At 66.1% G+C, this 25,694-nt stretch carries 18 protein-coding genes, 1 tRNA gene and 2 pseudogenes; 14 read left to right on the top strand and 7 right to left on the bottom strand.

Annotated features, from left to right (window positions below; all coding sequences use genetic code 11):
- A partial coding sequence (locus ACD584_RS19755) for an N-acetylmuramoyl-L-alanine amidase (protein WP_372357324.1) occupies positions 1-1,137 on the top strand: 1,137 nt, incomplete at its 5' end.
- Positions 1,138-1,171: 34 nt separating this feature from the next.
- On the top strand, positions 1,172-2,107 hold the full coding sequence (gene folE2, locus ACD584_RS19750; protein ID WP_076036827.1) for a GTP cyclohydrolase FolE2: 936 nt from the start codon (positions 1,172-1,174) through the stop codon (positions 2,105-2,107).
- 400 nt (positions 2,108-2,507) lie between these two features.
- Here folE2 and ACD584_RS19745 read toward each other — a convergent pair.
- A tRNA-Glu gene (locus ACD584_RS19745) sits at positions 2,508-2,582 on the bottom strand.
- Between the two features lie 47 nt (positions 2,583-2,629).
- On the opposite strand from ACD584_RS19745, the gene pcnB reads away from it, so the two are divergent.
- The 7 genes and pseudogenes from pcnB to ACD584_RS19710 all read left to right on the top strand — a co-directional run bounded on the left by pcnB (position 2,630) and on the right by ACD584_RS19710 (position 8,835).
- Positions 2,630-3,997, top strand: a complete 1,368-nt coding sequence (gene pcnB / locus ACD584_RS19740) for a polynucleotide adenylyltransferase PcnB (protein ID WP_076036828.1) — start codon at positions 2,630-2,632, stop codon at positions 3,995-3,997.
- A 3-nt stretch (positions 3,998-4,000) separates the two neighbouring features.
- On the top strand, positions 4,001-4,486 hold the full coding sequence (folK, locus tag ACD584_RS19735; RefSeq protein WP_042598934.1) for a 2-amino-4-hydroxy-6-hydroxymethyldihydropteridine diphosphokinase: 486 nt from the start codon (positions 4,001-4,003) through the stop codon (positions 4,484-4,486).
- 35 nt (positions 4,487-4,521) lie between these two features.
- Complete coding sequence (panB, locus tag ACD584_RS19730; protein ID WP_042598935.1) at positions 4,522-5,337, top strand: 3-methyl-2-oxobutanoate hydroxymethyltransferase; 816 nt, start codon at positions 4,522-4,524, stop codon at positions 5,335-5,337.
- Positions 5,334-6,188 carry a pantoate--beta-alanine ligase gene (gene panC, locus ACD584_RS19725; RefSeq protein ID WP_076036829.1) on the top strand — a complete coding sequence of 285 codons (855 nt, stop codon included), beginning with the start codon at positions 5,334-5,336 and terminating at the stop codon, positions 6,186-6,188. The genes panB and panC overlap by 4 nt, the downstream gene beginning before the upstream one ends.
- A gap of 107 nt (positions 6,189-6,295) precedes the next feature.
- Positions 6,296-6,676 carry an aspartate 1-decarboxylase gene (panD, locus tag ACD584_RS19720; protein WP_050911545.1) on the top strand — a complete coding sequence of 127 codons (381 nt, stop codon included), beginning with the start codon at positions 6,296-6,298 and terminating at the stop codon, positions 6,674-6,676.
- Positions 6,673-8,187 carry a glucose-6-phosphate isomerase gene (gene pgi, locus ACD584_RS19715; RefSeq protein WP_076036830.1) on the top strand — a complete coding sequence of 505 codons (1,515 nt, stop codon included), beginning with the start codon at positions 6,673-6,675 and terminating at the stop codon, positions 8,185-8,187. Before panD ends, pgi begins: the two co-directional genes overlap by 4 nt.
- Before the next feature lie 55 nt (positions 8,188-8,242).
- Positions 8,243-8,835 (top strand): annotated as a pseudogene (locus ACD584_RS19710) (hypothetical protein).
- 54 nt (positions 8,836-8,889) lie between these two features.
- Here ACD584_RS19710 and ACD584_RS19705 read toward each other — a convergent pair.
- The gene (locus tag ACD584_RS19705) at positions 8,890-10,845 is read right to left on the bottom strand and encodes a PhoX family phosphatase (RefSeq protein ID WP_175611633.1); all 1,956 of its coding nucleotides are present in this window, start codon (positions 10,843-10,845) and stop codon (positions 8,890-8,892) included.
- Positions 10,846-11,275: 430 nt separating this feature from the next.
- On the opposite strand from ACD584_RS19705, the gene ACD584_RS19700 reads away from it, so the two are divergent.
- A complete protein-coding gene (locus ACD584_RS19700) occupies positions 11,276-13,894 on the top strand; it encodes an exo 1,3/1,4-beta-D-glucan glucohydrolase (protein WP_076037849.1) in 2,619 nt (872 codons plus the stop codon).
- A 262-nt stretch (positions 13,895-14,156) separates the two neighbouring features.
- Entirely contained in the window at positions 14,157-15,719 is a 1,563-nt protein-coding gene (locus tag ACD584_RS19695; RefSeq protein ID WP_042598940.1) for a sodium/sugar symporter, read from the top strand.
- A gap of 80 nt (positions 15,720-15,799) precedes the next feature.
- Here the strand turns inward: ACD584_RS19695 and ACD584_RS19690 are convergent, their stop codons facing one another.
- Positions 15,800-17,656: a bifunctional diguanylate cyclase/phosphodiesterase gene (locus ACD584_RS19690; protein WP_076036832.1), complete on the bottom strand. Its 1,857-nt coding sequence runs from the start codon at positions 17,654-17,656 to the stop codon at positions 15,800-15,802.
- 426 nt (positions 17,657-18,082) lie between these two features.
- Here ACD584_RS19690 and ACD584_RS19685 point away from each other — a divergent pair.
- Positions 18,083-19,082, top strand: a pseudogene (locus ACD584_RS19685) (glycoside hydrolase family 5 protein).
- Positions 19,083-19,403: 321 nt separating this feature from the next.
- Here ACD584_RS19685 and ACD584_RS19680 read toward each other — a convergent pair.
- On the bottom strand, positions 19,404-19,979 hold the full coding sequence (locus ACD584_RS19680; protein ID WP_011036952.1) for a response regulator transcription factor: 576 nt from the start codon (positions 19,977-19,979) through the stop codon (positions 19,404-19,406).
- Positions 19,976-21,202, bottom strand: coding sequence for a sensor histidine kinase (locus tag ACD584_RS19675; RefSeq protein ID WP_014507542.1), 1,227 nt, complete (start codon positions 21,200-21,202; stop codon positions 19,976-19,978). The genes ACD584_RS19680 and ACD584_RS19675 overlap by 4 nt, the downstream gene beginning before the upstream one ends.
- A 121-nt stretch (positions 21,203-21,323) precedes the next feature.
- On the opposite strand from ACD584_RS19675, the gene ispG reads away from it, so the two are divergent.
- Complete coding sequence (gene ispG / locus ACD584_RS19670) at positions 21,324-22,589, top strand: flavodoxin-dependent (E)-4-hydroxy-3-methylbut-2-enyl-diphosphate synthase (RefSeq protein ID WP_011036954.1); 1,266 nt, start codon at positions 21,324-21,326, stop codon at positions 22,587-22,589.
- Positions 22,570-23,301: a phosphatase PAP2 family protein gene (locus tag ACD584_RS19665; RefSeq protein ID WP_076036833.1), complete on the top strand. Its 732-nt coding sequence runs from the start codon at positions 22,570-22,572 to the stop codon at positions 23,299-23,301. Before ispG ends, ACD584_RS19665 begins: the two co-directional genes overlap by 20 nt.
- Positions 23,302-23,442: 141 nt before the next feature.
- Here ACD584_RS19665 and ACD584_RS19660 read toward each other — a convergent pair whose 3' ends face one another.
- Together ACD584_RS19660 and ACD584_RS19655 are read right to left on the bottom strand one after the other, a co-directional pair.
- Positions 23,443-24,726, bottom strand: a complete 1,284-nt coding sequence (locus ACD584_RS19660; protein ID WP_076036834.1) for an MFS transporter — start codon at positions 24,724-24,726, stop codon at positions 23,443-23,445.
- A gap of 194 nt (positions 24,727-24,920) precedes the next feature.
- Complete coding sequence (locus ACD584_RS19655) at positions 24,921-25,625, bottom strand: aspartate/glutamate racemase family protein (RefSeq protein ID WP_076036835.1); 705 nt, start codon at positions 25,623-25,625, stop codon at positions 24,921-24,923.
- Positions 25,626-25,694 lie beyond the last annotated feature (69 nt).

Here is a 25,694-nt window from a genome sequence, read left to right as displayed (position 1 = left end):
ACCGTCGGCGCAGCCTTGCTGCTGTCGCCGCGCTTGGTCCACGCGCAGCCGCAGCCGCTGCTACGCAGTTGCAATCTGCAGCGTCAGGATGCGGGGCTGCGACTTCGGCTCGCTTTGAGTACCCAGGTCGCCTACCGCAGCTTCAGCCTGTCCAATCCAGCGCGCTTGGTCATCGACCTGCCGGGCGTCTCGACGCAACCACCGCAGGTCGATCCATTGCCTGACGGTCTTGCGGTCGTTGCCATCCGCAGCGGCCCGCACGGCGATGGGCTGCGCGTGGTGCTCGATCTGGCGCAGCCGCTAACAGCCACGGCGCGCTGGGAGGATGGTGCACTGGTGGTCGATCTTGCTGCTGTGTCCGGCACTGCGTCGTTGTCCGCAGCCGATCCGACCGAGCCGGCCGTTGCGGCGGCTGCGCCCACGCGCTCCCGCCTGCATCCCTACGTGGTCGCCATCGACGCCGGTCACGGCGGCAAGGATCCCGGCGCGGTCAGTGCCGATGCGCGCTACGAGAAGCATGTGGCCATGGCAGTCGCGGGGCGGCTGCACCAGCGCCTGGCGGCCGATCCGCGTTACCGGCCGACGATGATCCGCAGCGACGATCGCTTCGTGCCCTTGCATGAGCGCGTCATGATCGCCCATCGCCGCAACGCCGATCTGTTCGTGTCGATCCATGCCGATGCCGCGCCCAGCAGTGCCGCACGTGGCGCCTCGGTGTTCGCCTTGTCCCAAGGTGGCGCCAGCTCGGCATTGGCGCGCTGGATCGCCGATAGCGAGAACGCGGCCGATGACATGGGCGATAGCGCACGCCGCCTGCGGGTGCCGAGTAATCCGGTGTTGTCGCGGGTGCTGGCCGACCTGTCGCTCAGCGGCACCATCGCCAGCAGCCTGGAGTTCGGCAAGCTGATGCTCGATCGCCTGCAGCACGTCACACGACTGCATCAGGACCAGGTGGGTCAGGCCGGGTTTGCAGTGCTGAAATCGCCTGATATCCCGTCATTGCTGGTGGAAACCGGCTTCATGAGCAATCGCGACGATTGCAACCGGCTCTGTGGCGACGCGCATCAGGATGAACTGGCGCAGACGCTGCACGCCGGCATCGACGACTACTTCCAGGCATTTCCCGGTCGCGCCTGAGTGCGGCCGTCCCTTTCTTCTTCCATGGGTTTTCATGTCCGCCACGCTTCCCGATATCGCCGTCACCGAACCTTCCGCGCTGCATGCGCCCATACGCTGGGTCGGCATGCAGGACATTGCGATTCCCGTGCGCCTGGACGAGGCCGAGCCGAGTGGCACGGTGGCTGCACGCGCGCAGGTGCAGGTCGATCTGCCGCGGCCCGAACTCAAGGGTATCCACATGTCACGGCTGTATCGCTTGCTGGATCGGCATCTGGAGCAACCGCTATCACCGGCGATGCTCTCGCAGTTGCTGCAGGCAATGATCGACAGCCATGCCGATTGCGGCAGCCGTGCGGCGCGGGTGAGTCTGGCCTTCGAAGTGATGTTGCGGATGCCGGCACTGCGCAGTGAGGGACTGGCCGGTTGGCGTGCCTATCCGGTGCGCATCGACGCACAGAGCAGGGCGGGGCGCAGTGAGATGCGTCTGCAGATCGATGTGCTGTATGCCTCCACCTGCCCGTGTTCGGCCGCGCTATCACGTCAGTTGTTGAGCAAGGCCTTCGCGCAACAGCATGCTGGACAGACCGCTTTGCGGGTCGAGGATGTCGCGCAGTGGCTGCAACGCAACGGCTCGTATGCCACGCCACATAGCCAGCGCAGCGTGGCGCAAGTGCGCGTGGACTTGGTCGCGCGCGTGCAGCGTTTCGACATCCGCGCGTTGGTGCTCTTGTGCGAAGGCGCATTGGCCACGCCAGTACAGGCAGCGGTGCGGCGGATTGATGAGCAGGCATTTGCACGCTTGAACGGTGCCAACCTGATGTACGTGGAAGATGCCGCGCGCCGGCTACGCAAGGAGTTGGCCGAGCGCTATGCCTCATTTCATGTGGCGGTCCGCCATTTCGAAAGCCTGCACGCGCACGACGCGGTTGCCGAAACTGGCAGTGATGCAGACGTCTTCCACATGATTGCCGAGTCGCAAGACCACTGACGTGCGCTGCAGACATCTACGGCAATTCGTGCCAGGCGCGTGTTGCCCACGCGCTTGGTCAGCTACACGGCATTGCATCTGAATGAGGCGGAATGACCTGCGCGCGGGCCGGCCAGCATGCGGTGATCGGCGTTGGCTGCGCTGGAGCGGCGTGGTACTTGCTCAGCGCGGTTGAACACCTCTCACGCAGTACGGTGCGGCGTGTTGCTGCGCAGGCGGCCTCGGCTATCGGCACAGCGGCCGCCATCGCAGCGGTCGCCATCGCAGCGGTCGCTGTATAACGGCCGCGACCACACCTGCGCTGCCACGAGCTGCCCCTGATTCAATCGCCTGCATTCCTGGCCCACAACGCAAAAGCCCCGCAATCGCGGGGCCTTGGCGTGTCTGCAGAGGACGAAGTTGGCGCTCCCTAGGGGGCTCGAACCCCTGTTTTAGCCTTGAGAGGGCCACGTCCTAACCGCTAGACGAAGGGAGCGTTTGGTGCGAGCTGTGCAGCGCGCTAGTATAGTGAGGTAAAAGCCGTTGGGCAATCCTGAAACACGAAACGGAAGCGCCACCATCGAACCTTCAGTTACATCCCCGTTCACGCTGCGCGTCATCCCACGCGACCAGCACACCATCTCGCGCAAGGACATCAGCCCCAACGCGTTGCGCGTGCTGTACCGCCTGCGCGAATCCGGCTTTGGCGCCTACCTGGTTGGTGGTGCGGTGCGCGACCTGCTGGTCGGCGGCCACCCCAAGGACTTCGACGTGGCCACCAGCGCCACGCCGGAGGAAGTCAAGGCGCTGTTCCGCAATTGCCGCCTGATCGGCCGCCGCTTCCGCCTGGCGCATGTGGTGTTCGGCCGCGAGATCATCGAAGTCGCTACCTTCCGCGCCAATATCGATGACGGCAGCGGTGACCGCGAGCTGGATAACGGCCGCCTGGTGCGCGACAACGTCTACGGCACCATCGAAGACGATGCGATTCGCCGCGACTTCACGTGCAACGCGCTGTATTACGCGATCGAGGATTTCTCGGTGCGTGATTACTGCGGCGGCTTCGAAGACGTGCAGGCGCGCTTGATGAAGTTGATCGGCGACCCGGAGCTGCGCTACCAGGAAGATCCGGTGCGCATGCTGCGCGCGGTGCGCCTGGCGGCCAAGTTGAACTTCGACATCGAAGCCGGCACCGCCGAGCCGATCCCACGCCTGGCCGGGCTGTTGTCCGAAGCGGCGCCCGCGCGTCTGTTCGAAGAGATTCTCAAGCTGTTCCTGTCCGGGCACGGCGTGGCCAGTTTCGAGGGCCTGGAGCGTTACGGCCTGCTCGGCGCACTGTTCCCCGAAAGTGCAGCCGCGCTCAAATCCAACCGGAGCGGCGCATTGCGCGCGATGGTGCTGGAAGGCCTGCGCAACACCGATGCACGCGTGGCCAATGATGAGCCGGTCTCGCCAGCGTTCCTGTTCGCGCTGCTGCTGTGGCCGGCCTTCTGCCGCACCCTGATGGGGCTGCAGGCGCAGGGCGTGCAGCCGGAAGACGCACAGCGTCGCGCCGCCGATCGGGTGACCTTGCACCAGCTGGAACGGGTGGCCTTGCCGCGTCGCTTCTCGCTGCCGATGCAGGAAATCTGGCTGCTGCAGACCCGGTTCTCCTCGCGCCAGCGCAAGCGCGTATTCCGCACCTTGTCGCACCCGCGCTTCCGGGCCGCGTTCGACTTCCTGGTGCTGCGCCAGTTCGCCTCGTCCGACCATGCCGCCGATGTCGAGTTCTGGCGCGATGCGCAGCAGTCGTCCGGCCAGGAGCTGGTGGACGCGATCGAGAACGCGCAGGCCGATCACGATGGGGATGAGTCGGCACCGCGCAAGCGCCGCCGCCGCCGCCGTCGTACCGGCGCCGCCGCAGGCGAGTAGGGCGTGCTGACCGCCTTTGTCGGCCTGGGCGCCAACCTGGGCCAGGCCGAGGCCACCGTGCGCGCGGCCATCGTCGCGCTGGGCACGCTGCCGCAGTCGTCGGTCACCGCCGCTTCGCGGCTGTACCGCACGCCGGCCTGGGGCCGCGAGGACCAGCCGGACTTCATCAATGCCGTGGCCGCCGTGCGCACTACGCTGGCGCCGCTGGCGCTGCTGGACGGGCTGCTGGCGATCGAGCAGGCGTTCGGCCGCGACCGTCGCGACGGCGAGCGCTGGGGCCCGCGCACCCTGGATCTGGATGTGTTGCTGTATGCCGAGCAGGTGATCGACCTGCCGCGTCTGCAGGTGCCGCACCCGCATCTGCATGCCCGCGCGTTCGCGCTGGTGCCGTTGGCCGAGCTCGCCCCGGAGGCGATCATTCCAGGGCATGGAACAGTGCGACACGCCCTGCAGGGCGTCGATGGCTGTGGGCTGGAGCCGATTGGGTAGATAATGGCCGGCTTATCACCCCACGTAATGAGTTCATGAGCAGCCACGCCGACAGCAAGCCCTGGACCGTGCCCGCCTTGGCGCAGGCCAAGCGCGACGGTCGAAAACTGGTCATGTTGACCGCCTACGACGCCGGGTTTGCGCGCACCTTCGACGCTAATGGCGTGGATCTGATCCTGGTGGGCGACTCGCTGGGCATGGTGGTGCAGGGGCACGATTCCACGCTGCCGGTGACCACGGCCGACATGGTCTATCACACCGCCGCGGTGGCCCGCGTGCTGGAGCGTGCGTTGCTGGTGGCCGACTTGTCGTTCCAGGCCGATGCCACGCCCGAACGTGCGCTCGATGCCGCCACCCAGCTGCTGCAGGCGGGTGCGGAGATGGTCAAGATCGAAGGCGCCGGGCACAAGCTCGACGTGATCCGCTACCTGGTTGAGCGCGAAATCCCGGTGTGTTCGCATCTGGGGCTCACGCCGCAATCGGTGCTGCGCTTCGGCGGCTACAAGGTGCAAGGCCGTGGCGAAGCCGGCGAACAGCTGCGTCGCGACGCCCAGGCTGCGGTCGATGCCGGTGCCAGCCTGATCGTGCTCGAATGCGTGCCGACGCCGATCGCGGCGCAGATCAGCGCCGAGTTGCGCGTGCCCACGATCGGCATCGGTGCCGGCCCCGGCTGCGATGGCCAGGTGCTGGTGATGCACGACATGCTGGGCCTGGACAGCGGCCATCGCCGTCCCAAGTTCGTCAAGGATTTCCTCGCTGAAGGCGGGTCGGTGGCGGGCGCCGTGCAGGCCTACGCGCAGGCCGTGCGCGATGGCAGCTTTCCCGACGCCGAGCACGCGTACGCCGCATGATCCAGACCCTTACCGATCTGTCGGCGCTGCGCGCACTGGTCACCGGCTGGAAGCGCGAGGGGCTGCGCGTAGCGCTGGTGCCTACCATGGGCAACCTGCACGCCGGGCACTATTCGCTGGTGATGCTGGCGCGCCAGTACGCCGACCGCGTGGTCTCCAGCGTGTTCGTCAATCCGACCCAGTTCGGCCCCAACGAAGACTTCGCACGCTACCCGCGCACGCCCGAAGCCGACATGCGTGGCCTGGAGGATGCCGGGTGCGACGCGCTGTGGTTGCCGGACGTGGACACCATGTATCCGCTCGGCACAGCGCTGGCCACGCCGATCCATGCACCCGGTGTCAGCGACGTGCTCGAAGGCGTCTGCCGGCCCGGCCACTTCGATGGCGTCTGCACGGTGGTGGCGCGCCTGTTCAATCAGGTGCAGCCGGACGTGGCTGCCTTCGGCAAGAAGGATTATCAGCAGCTGGCGGTGATCCGGCAGATGGTGGCCGACCTGGCGTTTCCGATCGAAATCCTGGGCGGCAGCATCGTGCGCGAGGCCGATGGCCTGGCGATGAGCTCGCGCAATCAGTATCTGTCGGCCGACGATCGCCCGATCTCGGCACAGATCCGCAAGGTGCTGCTGCAGATGCGCGACAGCCATGCCGCCGGCGTGCCGCGCCTGCAGGTCGAGGCAGCGGCAACCCAGGCACTGGAAGCAGTGGGTTTCCGTGTCGACTACACCGCGCTGCGCCTGCCTGATCTGAGCGAGCCCGACGACGGTTTAGGCGCCCCGGCAGCCGGCCCACGCGTGGCGCTGATTGCTGCCCGGATCGGCAGCACCCGGCTGATCGACAACCTGGAATTCTGAGGCCGCGCGCGCGGCCGGCCTGAAGCCCTCACGACCGGCTGCGCTGCTGGCCGGTCGATGCCTGCACTTTCCGCTAAAATGCCGGCTTTCCTTTGCGTTGTAGCCACATGCACCTGTCCCTGCTGAAAGCCAAGATCCACCGCGCCACCGTCACTCACTCCGAGCTCAACTACGAGGGCTCGATCGCCATCGACGGCCTGCTGCTGGAAGCGACCGGCATCCGCGAATTCGAACAGGTCCACATCTGGGACGTCACCAATGGTGCGCGTTTCAGCACCTATGCCATCCGTGCCGAAGAAGGCAGCGGCATCATCTCGCTCAATGGCGGCGCAGCGCGCCACGTGCAGGTGGGCGATCTGATCATCGTGGCCGCGTTCGCCAGCATGAGCGAAGACCAAGCCAAGACCTTCAAGCCCAATCTGGTATATGTGGACGCGCACAACGCGATCTCCCACACCAACCACAGCATCCCCACTCAGGCCGCATGACACATACCAACGGATTCGACGCGCTTCACGCCCACGCCCAGCGCCTGCGCGGCGCTGCCATGCCCGCATTGCTTGCCGCAGAGCCCCAGCGGCCCACGCAGTACGCCCGGCAAGTCGGTCCGTTGTATTTCAACTTCGCGCGGCAGAAATACGACCGCGCCGCGCTCGATGCGCTGTTTGCAATCGCACGCGAGCGCGACCTGGCAGGCGCGTTCCAGCGGCTGTTCCGTGGCGAGCAGGTCAATGTCACCGAACAACGCGCCGCCCTGCACACCGCGCTGCGTGGTGATCTCACCGATGCACCGGTCGCATCCGATGCATACGCCACCGCCGCCGAAGTCCGGCAGCGCATGGGCGCGCTGATCCAGCAGCTGGAAGGCACCGACGTCACCGACATTGTCAGCGTCGGCATCGGGGGTTCGGATCTGGGTCCGCGTCTGGTCGCCGATGCATTGCGTGCACCGTCCGGTGCGCGTTTCCGCGTGCATTTCGTTTCCAACGTCGATGGCGCGGCCATGCAGCGCACTCTGGCAACGCTGGACCCGGCACGGACCGCCGGCATCCTGATTTCCAAGACTTTCGGCACCCAGGAAACCCTGCTCAACGGCAGCATCCTGCATGCGTGGCTGGGTGGCAGTGAGCGCCTGTACGCAGTGAGTGCCAATCCCGAACGTGCCGCTAAGGCGTTCGACATTGCACCTGGCCGCGTGCTGCCGATGTGGGACTGGGTGGGCGGCCGTTATTCGCTGTGGTCGGCGGTCGGTTTCCCGATTGCACTAGCGATCGGTTTTGAGCGTTTTGAACAACTGCTCGACGGTGCCGCGCAGTTCGACGCGCATGTGTTCAACACGCCGCTGGAAGAAAACGTGGCAGTGCTGCACGGGCTGACCGCAGTGTGGAACCGTAACCTGCTCGGTAGCGCCACGCATGCGGTGATGACCTACGACCAGCGCCTGGCCTTGCTGCCGGCGTATCTGCAGCAGCTGGTGATGGAGAGCCTGGGCAAGCGCGTCAAGCTGGACGGCGCGGCCGTGGACAGCGACACCGTGGCGGTGTGGTGGGGCGGTGCCGGCACCGACGTGCAGCACAGCTTCTTCCAGGCGCTGCATCAGGGCACCAGCGTGGTGCCGGCCGATTTCATCGGCACCGTGCACAACGACGACCCGTACGCAGAAAACCATGTCGCGCTGATGGCCAACGTGCTGGCGCAGACCGAGGCCCTGGCCAATGGCCAGGACAGTAGCGATCCGCACCGCAGTTATCCGGGCGGTCGCCCGAGCACAGTGATCCTGCTCGATGCACTCACCCCGCAGGCGCTGGGTGCGCTGATTTCGATGTACGAGCACAGCGTGTACGTGCAGTCGGTGATGTGGGGCATCAACGCGTTCGACCAGTTCGGTGTCGAGTTGGGCAAGCAGTTGGCCAGCCAATTGCTGCCTGCCCTGAAGGGCGAGGCCGCCGATGTGGCCGACCCGGTCACGCGCGAGCTGTTGGCCAAGCTGCGCGGCTAAGCGCGGCTGCAATCGCCGGTGTGTTGAGTGACGGGGCCTTCGGGCCCCGTTGCGTTTGAGCCATTCGCTGCTGGGCAGCCTGCTGCAGGAGGATGGCGACACCTGGTTCAACCCGGACGCCTTCACCCGGCAATGGGTGGAGCAGGGCTAGGCGTTGGACGAGGCCAATACGCAGGCTGGCAGGAAGGCCTGCGGCGGCTGCGCCGTGCAATGGACGAGGGCCACGACTATGCCTTCGAAACCACGCTAGGCGCGCAGACAATCCCGCGTCTATTGCTCCACGCCTGTGCGCAGCACCGCGTCGCCGTGTGGTTTTGCGGCTTGTCGAGCGTGGAGCTGCATCTGCAACGCGTCGCGTCGCGTCGCGGGTGGCCGCAGGGGGCCATGCCATTGCCGAGCAAAAGATCCGCGAGCGCTTTGATGCATCGCGCGCCAACCTGATTACGTTGTTGCCGCATCTGGCAGTGCTGCATGTGTACGACAACAGTGCGCCGGCCGATGCGGCGGGGCAGGGTGGAACCACTGCTGGTACTGGAGCTGGATCACCCCGGGGTGCATTACCCGGCCACCGCCGAGCAACTGGTGCAGGTACCGGACTGGGCAAAACCCATTGTGATGGCGGCCCTGGAGGCGCGCGGCGTGTCGTGATGGCACGTCCGCTCGCAACGCCTCCGGTCGCTGCGAGCGGCACGCCAGACGGGCTTACGGCTTGCTCAACTGCACCGCCACCGGGTCACCGGTGAGGTAGCCCACTGCGGCGCCGAAACGATCCTTGTAGTTGGCGCGCACCAGTGGATCCAGCGTGGCCTTGACGGTGTCGTGCAGCGGGCTTTCCCAGTCGCCGGGATGCTGGAAATTGCTCATGACATAGGTCCAGCCATGGATCTGGTCAACCGCGTGCAGGCCGGTGGATTCGGCACCGGCCGGCACCGAGAGCAGGCGCGTCAGCGTGCCGCTGTCGACGTTGTAGGCCCACAGGAAATTGTTGACGTGCAGGCTGCTGTCTTCGCCAATGAACAGCGTGCGCAGCGACTCGGAGAACTTGAGGTTGTCCGGATTCGCCAGCCGGTTCGGGTCGGCCAGGTTGCCCAGCCCGTCGGCCTGCGCGAGGTCGTGGCCGGTCAGCGCGGCAGGCGCGGCCATGTCGATCGGCACCCATTCGCTGTGGATCGGTGCGCCCTTGGTGTCGCGGCGCCCGCCACGCAGGTTGAGCGCATACACCGCGCCGGACTGCGGGCCTTCCACCTTCACGTCGCCCGAGCCGTTGAGCATGCTGGTGACGATGTAGGACATCGCCATGTAGGCGATCTTGTCGCGCGCGTTGACGGTGGTGCCTTCGAGCTTGGTGAAGCCCAGGCTGCCGCCAACCAATGCGGCATAGCGATGGGTTTCCAGGTAGGTGGCCGCCTTCTCCATGCCCGGCTTGATGCGGATCCAGTTGTAGGTGCCGTTGAAGGGAATCTTGGTGAACGTGGCATCGCCCGGGTCGCTCAGGTGCACGTCGAGAATGTCGGCGGCGGTGAGGCGGTTGGCGAGGGCTTCGATCTCGGCGCTGGTGGCGTGTCCCAGCTTGATCCAGCTCAACGTGGCCGCGCCCGGGCCGACGCCGGAGGTCTGGTGCCACTTGCCGACATAGAGCGTGCCGGCCGACAGGTCGGCCTCGCGATCGGCGATGAACATGAAAAGCCCGCCATTGGTGGCGTCGTCGCCCATCAGCACGGTGCGCTTGTCCGGCATCACCTGCACCAGCTCGTGCGAGATGCGGCCCAGGCAATAGTGCTTGCGCACGCTGCCGGTGCCGTCCGGGTGCACGGTGATCTCCGGCAGGTGGCCGTAGTGGTACGGATTGGCGCGCTCCGGGTCGCCATACAGATGCGTGCTGTAGCTGCGGAACTGGGTATTGCCGGCCAGCGCGGTGGCGTCGGGTTCGTACTCTTCGCTGGACAGGTGGGTATTCCACGGCGACAGGCTGGCGCCGCAGGTGGTCCACAGGCCGTGGACGGGGGCGGTGTCGACGTTGTGGTATTTCACCAGCGACAGCTTGCCGGTCGCCGGGTCCTGGTCGAGCGTGAGCACGGCGATCGGTGCGGGCAGGTGGCGGTTGGTGTCGTTGCCGGCCTGGTCGCGGGTGGTGTATTCGAACTGCACCACCGCAAACACCGTGTTGCCCTTGACGCCCGCGACCTTGGCATTGGGCAGGGTGAGCAGCGACGACCCATCCGGGCAATCGGAAAAAAACGGCCGCTCGGCACCGGGTTTGGAGCGGTCGATGATGGGGCGATGCTGGATGTCGTAATAGCCGCCGGCCAGCACGGTACCGCCGTGACCATCGGGCACCTGGTCGCCGGTGACGAAGAACGGGTGATAGGCCAGGGCGTAGCGCTGGGTGCTGCCGTCATGCCGGGCCACGGTGAGCGCCGAGCCGACGGTGGTGGTGGCCATTGCCGCCGGGTTGGCCAGGGTGGGCGCCGGCATGCCGTGGAAGGTGGCCGAGACCAGCCGCGCGGGGTTTTCCGAGGGACGCAGCGGGCGCGCAGCCAATGCGGCACCGCCGAGTTGCTGCAGCGCTGCGGCGCTGGCGCTGCCCAGCGGCAGCAGAGGAACCGACGCCAGCAATTGCAGGGCGCGGCGGCGGATGGGATCGGGGGAGGCAGACATCGAAACTCCAGGCAATGACGGCAATGGCAATGCGTCGCGCGCATCGGCAAGCCGGTCACGCTAGGTCGCCCAGATGACACTTGTTTGACGGCGGGCTCACCCGTTGGCTGTGTTTCAGATTAGCGAGCTGATGCGTGGTGCCGGCTGGGCAGTACGGGTCGACGGCTGCGCACTGCGCGCACGCGCCGGTGGTGCGATGCAGCAAAGTGCGCAGGCGCGTCGGCGCAGGCGTGGCACCGGATTCGGCGATTTTCCGCGGTTTGACTGCGGCTGCCGGTATTCCAACGCTATAGCCCTGTCCGATAAGTTCCCCGTGATTTGGCATACGGGCGAGCACGGTTGACAGGGTAGGGGAATCACGTGAGCGTACGCCGCCTAAAGGCCTGCGGCGCTTGCATTGCGGCAGGAGAACCACCTGGAGACCCGGATCTTGGACATGCTGCTTCGTCGTACCGCCGCGCCCGTTGCGCGCCGCGCCCTCTCCCTGGCTACCGCTGCCGCGGTGCTGATGCTGGCTGCCTGCCAAGGCAAGGAGGCCACGTCCACCGCCGCGGCCGACACGACCGCCCCGGCGGCAACGCCGGCCGAGACCTCCACCACCATCCATCCGGACCAGTGGCCGTCGCCGAAGTGGCCGTTCGCCCAGGACCAGGCGCTGGAGCAGCGCATCAGCGACGTGATGGCCAAGATGAGCGTCGAGGAAAAGGTCGCGCAGACCATCCAGGGCGATATCGCCAGCATGACCCCGGACGATGTGCGCAAGTACCGCATCGGTTCGGTGCTGGCCGGTGGCAACTCCGACCCGGGCGGCAAGTACGACGCCAAGCCGGCCGAGTGGCTGAAGCTGGCCGACGCGTTCTATGAAGCGTCGATGGACACCTCCAAGGGTGGCAATGCGATTCCGATCATCTTCGGTATCGATGCGGTGCACGGCCAGAGCAACATCGTCGGCGCCACGCTGTTCCCGCACAACATCGGCTTGGGCGCCACGCGCAACCCGGACCTGATCAAGAAGATCGGTGAAGTCACCGCGGCCGAAACCCGCGTCACCGGCATGGAGTGGACCTTTGCGCCCACCGTCGCGGTGCCGCAGGACGACCGCTGGGGCCGCAGCTACGAAGGGTATTCCGAGTCGCCGGACGTGGTGGCCAGCTTCGCCGGCAAGATGGTCGAGGGCGTGCAGGGCGTACCGGGCACGCCGCAGTTCCTGGACGGCAGCCATGTAATTTCGTCGGTGAAGCATTTCGTCGGCGACGGCGGCACCACCGATGGCAAGGACCAGGGCGACACCAAGGTGTCCGAAGCCACCATGCGCGACATCCATGCCGCCGGTTACCCGCCGGCGATTGCCGCCGGTGCGCAGACGGTGATGGCCTCGTTCAACAGCTTCAACGGCGAAAAAATGCACGGCAACAAGGTCATGCTGACCGACGTGCTCAAGGGCCGCATGAATTTCGGCGGTTTCGTGGTTGGCGACTGGAATGGCCATGGCCAGGTCAAGGGCTGCACCAACGAGAACTGCCCGGCTTCTTTCATTGCCGGCGTCGACATGGCGATGGCCTCCGACAGCTGGAAGGGCATCTACGAGACCGAACTGACCGCAGTGAAATCCGGCCAGATTTCGATGGAGCGCCTGGACGATGCGGTGCGCCGCATCCTGCGCGTCAAGCTGCGCCTGGGCCTGTTCGAAGCCGGCAAGCCGTCCAAGCGCCCACTCGGTGGCAAGTTCGAGCTGCTCGGCGCGCCCGAGCACCGCGCCATTGCGCGCCAGGCGGTGCGTGAGTCGCTGGTGCTGCTGAAGAACCAGGCCGGCATCCTGCCGCTTGATCCGAAAAAGCGCGTGCTGGTGGTCGGCGACGGCGCCAACGACATGGGCAAGCAGTCCGGTGGTTGGACGCTGAACTGGCAGGGCACCGGCACCAAGCGCAGCGACTACCCGAACGGCAACACCATCTGGGAAGGCCTGAACAAGCAGATCACCGCAGCCGGCGGCAGCGCCGAGCTGGCCGTGGATGGCGCCTACAAGACCAAGCCCGATGTGGCCGTGGTGGTGTTTGGCGAGAACCCGTATGCCGAATTCCAGGGCGACATCGCCACGCTGCTGTACAAGCCGGGCGACGACAGCGAGCTGGCGTTGCTGAAGAAGTTCAAGGCCGAAGGCATCCCGGTGGTGGCAGTGTTTCTGAGCGGCCGCCCGCTGTGGATGAACCAGTACATCAACGTGGCCGATGCATTCGTCGCCGCGTGGTTGCCGGGCTCCGAAGGCGAGGGCATTGCCGACGTGCTGTTGCGCAAGGCCGATGGCAGCGTGCAGAACGACTTCAAGGGCAAGCTGAGCTTCTCCTGGCCCAAGACCGCGGTGCAGTTCGCCAACAATGTTGGCCAGAAGGACTACGACCCGCAGTTCAAGTTCGGCTTCGGCCTGACCTACGCCGACAAGGGCGATCTGGCTGCGCTGCCGGAAGAATCGGGCGTCTCCGGTGAGCAGTCGGTGGGTGGGGTGTACTTCGTACGCGGCAAGCCGGCGCTCGGCATTGCGATGCAGCTGTCCAACGCCGGCCAGGCCAACATGCCGGCAACGACGCTGCCGGTGGGCTTGTCCGATGGCAGCCTGAAGATGAGTGCGGTGGACCACAAGGCGCAGGAAGATGCGCGCCGCCTGCAGTGGTCCGGTGCCAAGGCCTCCAGCGTGCTGCTAGTGTCCGGCAAGCCGGTGGATGTGTCGCGCGAAAGCAACGGCGACGTGCAGTTGCAGCTGACCCTGCGCCGCGACAGCGCGGTGACCGCGCCGGTGTGGCTGGGCGTGGGCTGCGGCGAAAAGTGCGGCGGCCGTGTGGATGCGCAGAAGACCCTGGCCGCGTTGCCGCAGGGCCAGTGGAAGGTGGTGGGCATCCCGCTGAAGTGCTTTGCGGTAGCCGGCGCCGACGTGACCAAGCTGACTCAGGTTGCCAGCATTGAAAGCGCCGCGGCGCTGGACATCGCGGTGTCCAAGATTGCGCTGGGCGCACTCAACGAAGCCGAAGTCACGGTCGACTGCCCGGTCAAGTAAGTCCAGCCGCAGTGGCTGGCCGCAGGGCCACCCACTGCTGCGCTGAAGCAACACGTGCACCGCCACCATGGCGGTGCACGACAGCGGCCACCGTTGCAGGTGGTGTCAACAGCCGCCGCGGGGAGCGGTGTCGTCGAATGGCCGGGATGGCCTGCAGCCGCGGTTCGCCGCGCTGACGCTACGCACTTAAGTGCGTGGCGGCGGCACGCTGCAGGCTTGCCCGATCGGCGGCGCACACCCCAGAGCCAGACAGGAGAGTGCAGTGGGTTTGGCGACGTTGGATATCGTGATCGTGCTGGTGTATCTGGCCGGCATCTTCGTGCTCGCGCAGTGGGTGTCGCGCGAGAAGGCCGGGCACAGCAAGAGTGCCGAAGACTACTTCCTGGCCAGCAAGTCGCTGCCCTGGTGGGCGATCGGCGCTTCGCTGATCGCAGCGAATATTTCTGCCGAGCAGATCATCGGCATGGCCGGTTCCGGCTATGCGATCGGCCTGGCCATCGCTTCCTATGAGTGGATGGCGGCGTTGACGCTGCTGATCGTTGGCAAGTTCTTCCTGCCGATCTTCCTGCGCAACGGCATCTACACCATGCCGCAGTTCCTGGAACAGCGTTACGGCAAGTGGATCCGCACGCTGATGGCGGTGTTCTGGCTGCTGCTGTACGTGTTCGTCAATCTCACCTCGATCCTGTGGCTGGGCTCGATCGCGGTCAGCCAGGTCACCGGCATGGACCAGACCCTGGCACTGACCCTGATCGGCGTATTTGCGCTGGTGTACCAGCTGTACGGCGGTTTGAAGGCTGTGGCGCTGACCGACATCGTGCAGGTCACCTTGCTGGTGTTGGGCGGCCTGCTGGTGACCGGCCTGACGTTGTCGCGCATCGGCGATGGCGCCGGCGTGCTGGCCGGCTTCAAGCAGCTGTGGAGTGCGCACCCGGAGCACTTCCACATGATTCTCAGCAAGGACAACCCGTTCTACAAGGATCTGCCGGGCCTGAGCGTGCTGCTGGGCGGGCTGTGGGTGATGAACATCAGCTACTGGGGCTTCAACCAGTACATCATCCAGCGCGCACTGGCCGCCAAGAACATCGGCGAAGCGCAGAAGGGCATGGTGTTCGCGGCGTTTCTGAAGCTGCTGATGCCGGTGGTGATCGTGGTGCCAGGCATTGCCGCAGTGGTGCTGGCACCGGATCTGGCCAAGCCTGATCAGGCGTACCCCACCATGATGCAGCTGTTGCCGACCGGCATCCTGGGCCTGGTGTTTGCCGCATTGGTGGCCGCGATCGTGGCCTCGCTGGCGTCGAAGATCAATTCGGTGGCGACGATCTTTACCCTGGATTTCTACGCCAAGTTCCGCCCGCAGACCGAGCAGAAACAGCTGGTGCGTGTGGGTCGCATCGTTGCCGCCGTCTCGGTGCTGATCGGCATCCTCACCGCACGGCCGTTGCTGGGCAACTTCGACCAGGGCTTCCAGTTCATCCAGGAATTCACCGGCTTCTTTACCCCCGGTGTGGTGGTGATCTTCATGCTGGGGCTGTTCTGGAAGCGTGCCAACGAAGCCGGCGCATTGACTGCGGCGATCGGCTCGGTGGTGCTGTCGTTCGCGCTCAAGATCCTGTGGCCGGAACTGCCCTTCATGGACCGCATCGGCGTAGTGTTCGTCGCCGCGCTGGTGCTGGCGGTGGTGGTGTCGCTCCTGACACCGGCCACGCAGGCACGCGATCTGATCCGCACGAAGGACGTGGCCTACGGCACCACGCTGGGCTTCAAGATCGGTGCGGTGGGCGTGGTTGCGATTCTGATCGCGCTGTACGCGGTGTTCTGGTAAGCGCCAGCGCACATCACACGCAATAAGTAACGCGGCGCGGAGAGCATTCTCTGCGCCGCGTTGCGTTTGGGCGCCGTCACTCAGAGGCGCGCGGCTTCCAGTTGCGGTGCTGGCGGGGCAGCGTCGGTGGCGCGTTCGTACCACGGTGTCTCCAACCAGGCTTCCAGCGCTGCGGCAGGCATCGGCTTGGCGATCCAGTAGCCCTGGCCTTCGTCGCAGCCCCAGCTGCGCAGCTGTGCGTAGGCCTGCGCCGACTCGATCCCTTCGGCCACCACGCGCTGGCCCAGGCTGTGACCGAGCTGGATCATCGCCGGCACCAGGGTGCGGTCGGTGCGGCTGTCCGGCAGCGAGCGGACGAAGGATTGGTCGATCTTCAGCGAGCTGGCCGGCAGTTGTTTGAGGTAGCTGAAATTGCTGTAGCCGGTGCCGAAGTCGTCGATGGCGATATGCACGCCCAGCGCCGCAACGGCCGCCAGTTGCTCGGACAGATGCTCGGGGTGGCGGATCATCGCGCTTTCGGTGAATTCGATCTCCAGCCGGCGCGGGTCGAGCTTGTGGCGGTCCAGGCCGCGGCGCAGCAACCCGACGAAACCGGGTTGATCCAGATCGGCGGCCGACACGTTCAAGGCCAGGTTGAAGTCCAGGCCCTGCTGTTGCCAGCGTGCGGCCTGGGCGATGCCCTGGTCGATCACCCAGGCGGTGATGCGGTTGATCAGCGCGGTTTTTTCAGCCATCGGAATGAAGTCCGACGGCATCACCGGGCCGATCATCGGGTGCTGCCAGCGCAGCAGCGCTTCCACCGCCACGCAGCGGTGATCGTGCAGATCCACGCGCGGCTGGTAGTGCAGGCGCAGCTGGTTGGAGCTTGCCAGTGCGGCGGGCAGGGCGGCCAGCAGGCGGAAGGTGTTGCGCTGGACCACGTCGTGCTTACGCTCGTACAGGCTCCAGGTCAGACAATGTTCGCGGGCGACATCCACCGAGGTGGTGAGCGAGCGCAGCGTGTCGGCGGCGCCGTAGCTGGTTTCCAGCAACACCGCGCCGATCGAGGCGACCGCGGTATGCGGAATGCCCTGGTGCTCCAGCGGCGCCACGAACCCCTTGGAAATCTTGCTGCACAGCGCGCTCAGGCGTAGCGGGTCGGCGGTGGTCACCATGAAGGCGAAGGTGGTCGGATCCAGCCGGTACAAGGCGGTGCCGGCCGGCAATTTGCTGATCAAACGCTTGTAGGCCAGCGCCACATAGCCGTCTGCGTAATCCCAGCCCAGCGCCTTGACCATGTCGCGGAAATAATCGCTGCCGCACAGGTCCACCGCGATCGCGGTGGCGGCGGAATCGGCCGTGCGTTGCAGCAATACCGCGTCCAGGTCTTCGCTGAAGCGCGCGCGGTTGGGCAGGCCGGTGGGGCCATCGCGGTAGGTACTGCTGCGCAGGTTTTCGACCCGCAGCACGGCCAGGTCGCGCAGGCCTTCCAGTTGGATGCGTTGCTCCGCATCCAGCCCGGCACGCGGGCTGGTGCCAATCACGCACAGCGTGCCGATGGTGTGGCCATCGTGCAGCTTGAGCGGCGCGCCAGCGTAAAAGCGGATATGCGGCGCGCCCAGCACCAGCGGGTTGTTGCAGAAGCGCGGGTCCAGCAAGGCATCGGGAATCACCAGGACGTCATCGGAGCGCAGCGCGTGCGCGCAGAAGGCATGTTCGCGCGGGGTCTCAGGCGCTTCCAGGCCGACACGGGCTTTGAACCATTGGCGGTGTTCGTCCACCAGCGAGACCAGGGCGATCTCGGTCCCCAGCATGCGTGCGGCCATGGCGGCGATGGTGTCGAACACCGGGTCCGGCGGCGAGTCCAGCAGGCAAAGACCGTGCAGGACCGCCAGCCGTGCCGCTTCATCGAGCGCGGACGGGAGGGGGGAGGCGACAGGAGCGGGCGTGGATTGCATGTGCCCGTATCGGCCTCGAGCGCGGCGACTTGATCACGCGCGAGTGGCGCCGTTCAGTTGGCCGCGCGTGCGGGTGCCGCAGCGCGGCAATCCGCACGCTGCATTCGACACTTCGCGGAGCACTGGCGGTCGAATCACTGCGCTGCACCACGGCAGGGCGCAGACGGGTTCGGGTGCGCTGTGCCTACAGGGCCGAGGGTTTGCTCGCCGTTTGCAACGAGCGCGTGGTGCATGGACATGCACGAGATAACGTTACCAGCACGCTGGATGCGGATCTGCGCGCTCTGTCCTGATCTGTACCTGTTGTCGATTCTGTGACCCGCGCTGCGATCGCCTGCGTCGCGGGTTGGCACGGTCTTGGCGCACGCCTGATGCGCGCTGTCCGCGGACGCCGGTCTGCGGCGTCCACCTTGTCTGGAGCCGAGCATGAACACCATTCCTCGCCTGGCGCAACGCCTGGTCCTGATCCTTGCCGGCTTGGTGCTGGCCTCATCCGCGCACGCCGGCTTGTCCGTGTCGGGCACACAGCTGAAGGAATCCAATGGCAATACCTTGATCCTGCGCGGCATCAACCTGCCGCATGCCTGGTTTGCCGATCGCACCGATGCCGCGCTGGCGCAGATCGCGGCCACCGGTGCCAACAGCGTGCGGGTGGTGCTCAGTTCCGGCCACCGCTGGAACCGCACGCCCGAGGCCGAGGTGGCGCGCATCATCGCGCGCTGCAAGGCCCTGGGGTTGATCGCGGTGCTGGAGGTGCACGACACCACCGGCTATGGAAGACGGCGCCGCCGGCAGCCTGGCCAATGCCGCCAGTTACTGGACCAGCGTGCGCACTGCGCTGGTGGGCCAGGAAGACTACGTGATCATCAACATCGGCAACGAGCCCTTCGGCAATCAGCTCAGTGCCAGCGAATGGGTCAACGGCCACGCCAATGCGATCGCCACGCTGCGTGGCGCCGGGCTCACGCATGCGCTGATGGTGGATGCGCCCAACTGGGGCCAGGACTGGCAGTTCTACATGCGCGACAACGCGGGGGCGTTGCTGGCGCGCGACAGCCGCCGCAACCTGATTTTCAGCGTGCACATGTACGAGGTGTTCGGCAGCGACGCGGTGGTGGACAGCTACCTGCGCACCTTCCGCAGCAACAATCTTGCGCTGGTGGTGGGCGAGTTCGGCGCCGATCATCGCGGCGCGCCCGTGGACGAGGCGGCGATCATGCGCCGCGCGCGCGAGTACGGCGTGGGCTATCTCGGCTGGTCGTGGTCGGGCAACGACAGCAGCACGCAGTCGCTGGATATCGTGCTCGGTTGGGATCCTGCGCGTTTGAGCAGTTGGGGACGCAGCCTGATTCAGGGCCCGGACGGCATTGCCGCGACCTCGCGCCGTGCGCGGGTGTTCGGTGCGCGCGTGCGGGCGATGGAGTGATGCATCGGTGGTTCTGCGGCGGGGCGCGATGTGCCTGCAAGGATCATCGCGTCTGCTGCGTTTCGGGCAGTGTGTTCGCTGAGGCGCTGTAGCGTGGTTACAGAGCTCTAGGCGGTTGCAGAGCGCGTAAGCAATCGGCTGGCAGCCTGGATAGGGCGTTCGACGACTGCGCTGTGTATGCAACGTCGGCTGTGCTTCAGCGCAACGACAATGACTGACGCGCTGTCATCCATGAGCCGCGGCGAACGATCACCCATGCAGAGGCAGCCGCGCAACGTCTTTGCGAAAGCCTGCCGAAACCGCAGCAGGCACACCAGGCGCTCAGCGCCCGGGCTCGCGCTGCGGTCCCGGGCTTGGGCGCTTGGTGAGCTTGCGCTGCAGCGAGCGGCGGTGCATGCCCAGCAGGCGTGCGGCGGCGGACACGTTGCCGCCGGTTTCGTGCAGCGCCTGCTGGATGTGCTCCCACTGCAGGCGGCTGAGCGGGGTCATCATTTCCTGCGCGGTTTCTTCTTCGTCCGGATCGGGCAGGTCGTCGTCCTCTTCGCCCAGCGCACGCATGATGGTGGGGATGTTGGCTGGCTTGGGCAGGTAGTCGTCGGCGCCGAGCTTGATCGCCTCCACCGCGGTGGCGATGCTTGCGTACCCGGTGACCAGCAGGATGCGCATGTCCGGGCGGATTTCGCGCAGCGGCTGGATCAGGTTCAATCCCGAGTCGTGGCCCAGCTTCAGATCGATCAAGGCGAAGTCCGGCAGCGCGCTGCGTGCGGTGGACAAGGCGCTGGCCGCATCGGTGGCGGTGAGCGTTTCCACGCCGCGGCGGGCGAGGCTGCGTTGCAAGGTGCGCAGATACAGGGTGTCGTCGTCGACCAGCAGGCCGGTGCGGATGGGTGTGCTCATGCAAGGGCCTCGTGTTCGGAGAGCGGCAGGCGGAAACCGACGCGGGCGCCGCTGCCTTCGGCGGGAAGCATCCACAGTTCACCCTGCAGCCGCTCGACGGTGGCATGCGACAGGGCCAGGCCCACGCCCATGCCGTCGGGCTTGCCGCTGTTGAACAAGGTGCCCGGCAACATCGCCTGCGAGGTGTCGAAGCCCAGCCCGTAGTCGCGCACTTCGCCGACCAGTTGGTCGTCTTCCACGCGCAGGGTGAGGTCGATCAGCGGCCGGCCGGCGCGTTCGCCGGCATCGGCGGCATTGTTGAGCAGCACCATCAGCAGGTGGCTCACGCCGGGCTGCAGCATCAGCCGCAGCGGCGCGTCCTCATTGCGGCGCAGCTCGATGGTCGGGCGCACCAGGCGCCACTGTTCCAGCACATCGCGCACCGCCACCTCGCGGCTGAGATGGCCGTTGTCGGCCGGTGCTGCCAGCGCCAGCACGCGCTCGTGGCATTGCACCAGCAGCTCGCGCAGGGTTTCCAGGTCTTCGCGCAACTCGACCTGATCGCACTGGTCGGCGATGTCGTCGGCCAGCAGGGTCATCGTCGCCAGCGGGGTGTTGAGCTCATGCGCCACCGAGGCGGCATGCGTAGCCAGCGCCACGATGCCTTCGTTACGCGCAAAGCGCTCGCGCAGCGTGGAGATCTCGCGTTCGCGTTCGCGCAGCGACAACGCCAGCCGGGTGGCGAACACCAGCACCACCACGGTGGAGAGCAGGAAGTTGGCCGCCATGCCCCACATGTGCAGAGTCAGCGGGTCGAAGCCGCCGTACGGCAGTGGCAAGCCGAATGCGGCGCTGATGACGTAGCCGGCCACGCAGGCCGCCGCCACCGCCATCGCCCAGCTCAACGGCAGGGCGAGTGCGGCCAGCGCGATCAGCACCAAGAACAGCGAACCGAACGGGTTGGCGATGCCGCCGCTCCAGCCCACCATCCAGGTCAGCACCGTCACATCGACCAGGATGTGGCCGAACTCGGTGGCCGGGCTGACCGCGCCGCGGTGCGCCACCCGCAACTGCGCATACAGGTTGAACACCGCCAGCGCCGCCACCCCGGCCCAGAGCGGCTCCTGCGGTAGGGTGAGGCCCATGAGCCCGCTGGCGACCAGGATGGTGGCGGCCTGGCCGGCGGTGGCCAGCCAGCGCAGGCTGCACAGGGTCCGCAGGAAGGAGGCGTCGGAGGTATTCATCACGGCAATGCTATGCGCTCGTCGGGGTGGTGGCCTGCGACAAACCGTCGCATCCGGGCGGGGAGGGGCCGCGTGCAGCGCTTCAGCTGTGAGCGGACGGCGGACAGGCTAAAATAGCGCGATGTACGACGCCGTCACCCGCCCGAGTCCCCCCGCCGATGCCAGCGCCTGGCCGCGCCGCATCACCCAGGCCGTCAAGGTCGGTAACGTCATTGTGGGCGGAGGCCATCCGGTGGTCGTCCAGTCGATGACCAATACCGACACTGCCGACATCGCCGGCAGCGTCAAGCAGGTCGCCGAGTTGTGGCGGGCCGGCTCGGAAATGGTGCGCCTGACCGTCAACAATGCCGAGTCGGCAGCGGCCATCCCGCGCATCGTCGAGAAGCTGCGCATGATGGGCATCGAAGTGCCGTTGATCGGCGACTTCCACTACAACGGCCACCAGCTGCTCACGGCCGAACCGGCCTGCGCCGAGGCGCTGGCCAAATACCGCATCAATCCGGGCAACGTGGGCTTCGGCAAGAAGAAGGACCTGCAGTTTGCGCAGTTGATCGAATTCGCCATCCAGTACGACAAGCCGGTGCGCATCGGCGCCAACTGGGGCTCGCTGGACCAGGCGTTGGCCGCGCAGCTGATGGACGAAAATTCCAAGCGCGAGACGCCGTGGGATGCGGGCCGGGTGCTGCGCGAAGCGCTGATCCGCTCGGCGGTGGATTCGGCAGAACGCGCCGTGGAACTGGGCTTGCCGCGCGAGCGCATCATCCTGTCGGCCAAGGTGTCCGGCGTGCAGGAATTGATCGCGGTCTACCGCGACATGGCCGCGCGCTGCGACTTCGCGCTGCACCTGGGTCTGACCGAGGCCGGTATCGGCAGCAAGGGCATCGTGGCCTCGGCCGCGGCGCTGAGCGTGCTGCTGCAGGAAGGCATCGGCGACACCATCCGCATTTCGCTGACGCCCGAACCGGGGCAGTCGCGCACGCAGGAAGTGATCGTCGCGCAAGAGCTGCTGCAAACCACCGGGCAGCGCGCGTTCACGCCGCTGGTCACCGCATGCCCCGGCTGCGGCCGCACCACCTCGGAGTTTTTCCAGGAGCTGGCCGGCGTGGTGCAGAACCATGTGCGCGCCAAGATGCCGGAATGGAAGATCAGCAACCCCGGCGCGGAAAACATGACGCTGGCGGTGATGGGCTGCGTGGTCAATGGGCCGGGTGAATCGCGACACGCCAACATCGGTATCTCGCTGCCGGGCACTGGCGAAGCGCCCTCGGCACCGGTATTTGTGGATGGCGAAAAGACCGTCACCCTGCGCGGCGAGAACATCGCCTACGAATTCATCGACCTGATCGATCAGTACGTCGAACGCACCTATGTCCGTCGGGCCGGCTGAGTCGCCGGCCGGATTCAAGACCTGGCTGCAGCGCAATGCGTGGCGGTTCGGGCTGCTGTTTGCGGGCGTGCTGCTGCCGCTGGGATTGTTCGTCGACCTCGCCGACGAAGTGCATGAGCTGGAAAACTTCTATTTCGACGAACCGTTGCTGTGGAGCCTGCGCAGCATTGCCTCGCCTGGGCTGGATGCGTTCTTCAGCGTCGTCTCTAAAGTTGGCTACCAGTACGGCGTGATCCCGCTGGATATCGCGATCGTGCTGGTGTTGCTGGTGCTGCGGCGCTGGCGCGAAGGCACCTTCGCCGCGCTGGGGTTTGTGGGCTCGGCCTTGCTCAACCTGGGCGCCAAGCAGTTCTTTCAGCGGCACCGGCCCAGCTTGTGGGAATCGATCGCACCGGAAAGCACTTTCAGCTTTCCCAGTGGCCACGCGATGGGCTCGATGACCCTGGCGGCCGTGGTGATTGCATTGGCGTGGCGTACGCGTTGGCGCTGGCCGGTGACCATTGTTGCCGGCCTGTTCGCGCTGCTGGTCGGTGTCTCGCGCATCTACCTGGGCGTGCATTATCCCTCCGACATCCTCGGCGGCTGGTCGGCTGCATTGGTGTGGGTGGTGGGCCTGTATCTGGTGATGTTTCGCGGTATGCGGCGCCCGCATTGGCGCACGCCGAGCGGGGCGGTGGTGGAGCGGCCCGGGCGCGTGCCGTTCGCTGATTAAGGCGATCACAAACCGACTGCGCAGCCGCAAGGCGGGTGCGGCCGGTGCTCAGCATCAGAGCCATTCCCACTTTGTACTCTGCGGCTCCTGCGCGCCGTGCACGCCCGCCTGACCACCGTTCGCTAGGGGTTGGCAGCGGCCCTAAGAAATGCTGACACGCTCCCGTTGCCACAAGCGAGCGCCAACGATGGCTCCGATGGATGCCAGCAGAATCACGTAATACGCCGGCCCCATCGGGTGTTGCTTGAGCAGCAGCACCACGAGCAACGGGGTCAGGCCGCCGAACACGGCATAGCCCAGGTTGTAGGCAAACGACACGCCGGACAGACGCACCACCGGTGGAAACGCCTCGACCATCACGCGGGGAATCGCACCCAGCACGCCCAGCGCAGCACCGAGCAGGGCATACAGCGGGAACAGCAGTTGCGGATCGCCTGCCAGGCGATAGAACAGCCATGCGCTGATGCCCAGGATCACGCTGCCGGCCAGCAGAACACGCCCGTTGCCCCAGCGGTCCGAGAGCGCGCCGGCCACCACCGAGCCGATGGCCTGCATGAGCACCGCCAGCAGGTTGGCCTGCAGCGCGACCGGTGCCGGATAGCCATACGCAGTCTGCAGCAGCGTGGGCGTCATCAGCGACACCACCAGCACTGCGGCGGCCACCACCCAGGTCAGCCACAACGACAGCGCGAGACTGCGCGGGTGATCGCGCAGCACCACCTTCAGCGGCGTTTCGCGTACCAGCCCACGCATGGCCACCAACTCGGCGAACACGGGCGTTTCATGCAGCCAGCGCCGCAAATACACCGACAGCAGGCCGAAGATGCCGCCGGCCAGGAACGGCAGTCGCCAGGCGTATTCGGCGATTTCCTGCGGGGTGAAGGCGCGATTGAGTGCGCCGGCGCTCAGCGAACCAAGCAGCACGCCGGCAGCCAGGCCAGCAGTCAGTGTGCCGCAGGCCAGCCCTCTGCGCCGCGCGGGCACGTGTTCTGCAACGAACACCCATGCGCTGGGAACCTCGCCGCCAATGGCTGCGCCTTGTAGCAGCCGCATCGTGAGCAGCAACAGCGGTGCCGCCACGCCGATCTGCGCGTAGGTCGGCAGCACGCCAATGGCAAGCGTGGGCACCGCCATCAACCCGATGCTCAGCGCAAACATGCGCTTGCGCCCGAGCAGGTCGCCGAAATGGGCCATCACAATGCCGCCCAGCGGGCGGATCAAATAGCCGGCGGCAAAAATGCCGAACGTCTGCAACTGCCGCGTCCATTCCGGAATGCCGGGCGGGAAGAACAACTCGCCCAGCACCTTCGCGAAAAAGATGAAGATGATGAAGTCATAGAATTCCAGCGCGCCGCCCAGCGCGGACAAGCCCGGCGTTTTGTAATCGCGGCGGGTGAGTTGCGTTGGTAGGGCGTCGGTGGTCATGCAATTGCATCCTGTCGCGGGTGGCGATGCACTGCCATTGAAGCTTGGTAACGCGCCGAGCATCCAATGCTAGCTGCCATGCAGCGCCGTCGCTACGGCGTTTGGGTAATGGAATGCCGATAGCACCTATCAGACTTCACGCAAATACGCTGTTGCTTCGGTCAGGGGCGCCATTGCTGCGCCTTCACTGCGAATCAGCCGGACACGCTTGCCAATGCCGCCGCCTCGGCGTGCAACGCGGTGGTGTCGAACAACGGCAGCTGCGCATCGATGCTGTCCACCAGCAGCGAAATCTCGGTGCACCCCAGGATGATCGCTTGCGCACCGTGCTGGCCGAGGTCGGCCATGACCTGACGGAAATAGTCGCGCGATTTCGGTTTGATCACGCCCTGGCACAACTCGTCGTAGATCACCCGATGCAGCTGTGCGCGTGCCTCGGCCGGCGGCACCAGCACATCCAAGCCCCGCGCTTCCAGGCGCTCGCGATAGAACGGCTGCTCCATGGTGAAGCGCGTACCAAGCAGCCCGACACGGAGGATGCCTGCGGCGACCAATGCATCGGCGGTGGCATCGGCGATGTGCAGCAGCGGCAGGGGCGTGGCGGCGGTGATCGCGTCAGCAACGCAGTGCATCGTGTTGGTGCACAGCACGATGAAGTCGGCGCCTCCGGCCTGCAGCGCACGCGCTGCTGCGGCCATCGCCTGACCCGCCCCCTCCCAATCGCCGGCGTGCTGCAGCCGCTCGATGTCATGAAAATTGACGCTGTAAAGCAGCAGCTTCGCCGAGTGCAGGCCACCGCACGCATGGCGTACGTGCTGGTTGATGATGCGGTAATAGGGCAGGGTGGATTCCCAGCTCATTCCGCCGATCAAACCAATGGTTTTCGTTGGGACCGGCATGCGAACTCCACGTCAGTGCGGCGGATGGTAAATCGGAAACCTTACGGCGCAGGTGGTACGCAGTACGCG

This window comes from Xanthomonas sp. NCPPB 2922 (assembly GCF_041520885.1).
Classification (GTDB): domain Bacteria; phylum Pseudomonadota; class Gammaproteobacteria; order Xanthomonadales; family Xanthomonadaceae; genus Xanthomonas; species Xanthomonas campestris.
Note: the sequence above shows the minus strand (reverse complement) of the source record. Positions and strands in the feature narration are given on the sequence as shown.

What these genes read in the sequence shown, in the direction of transcription:
- folE2 (WP_076036827.1), top strand. Translation starts at nt 1,172, where the DNA reads ATGTCCGCCACGCTTCCCGATATCGCCGTCACCGAACCTTCCGCGCTG.
- panB (WP_042598935.1), top strand. Translation starts at nt 4,522, where the DNA reads ATGAGCAGCCACGCCGACAGCAAGCCCTGGACCGTGCCCGCCTTGGCG.
- panC (WP_076036829.1), top strand. Translation starts at nt 5,334, where the DNA reads ATGATCCAGACCCTTACCGATCTGTCGGCGCTGCGCGCACTGGTCACC.
- panD (WP_050911545.1), top strand. Translation starts at nt 6,296, where the DNA reads ATGCACCTGTCCCTGCTGAAAGCCAAGATCCACCGCGCCACCGTCACT.
- pgi (WP_076036830.1), top strand. Translation starts at nt 6,673, where the DNA reads ATGACACATACCAACGGATTCGACGCGCTTCACGCCCACGCCCAGCGC.
- ACD584_RS19705 (WP_175611633.1), bottom strand. Translation starts at nt 10,845, where the DNA reads ATGTCTGCCTCCCCCGATCCCATCCGCCGCCGCGCCCTGCAATTGCTG.
- ACD584_RS19690 (WP_076036832.1), bottom strand. Translation starts at nt 17,656, where the DNA reads ATGCAATCCACGCCCGCTCCTGTCGCCTCCCCCCTCCCGTCCGCGCTC.
- ACD584_RS19680 (WP_011036952.1), bottom strand. Translation starts at nt 19,979, where the DNA reads ATGAGCACACCCATCCGCACCGGCCTGCTGGTCGACGACGACACCCTG.
- ACD584_RS19675 (WP_014507542.1), bottom strand. Translation starts at nt 21,202, where the DNA reads ATGAATACCTCCGACGCCTCCTTCCTGCGGACCCTGTGCAGCCTGCGC.
- ispG (WP_011036954.1), top strand. Translation starts at nt 21,324, where the DNA reads ATGTACGACGCCGTCACCCGCCCGAGTCCCCCCGCCGATGCCAGCGCC.
- ACD584_RS19665 (WP_076036833.1), top strand. Translation starts at nt 22,570, where the DNA reads ATGTCCGTCGGGCCGGCTGAGTCGCCGGCCGGATTCAAGACCTGGCTG.
- ACD584_RS19660 (WP_076036834.1), bottom strand. Translation starts at nt 24,726, where the DNA reads ATGACCACCGACGCCCTACCAACGCAACTCACCCGCCGCGATTACAAA.
- ACD584_RS19655 (WP_076036835.1), bottom strand. Translation starts at nt 25,625, where the DNA reads ATGCCGGTCCCAACGAAAACCATTGGTTTGATCGGCGGAATGAGCTGG.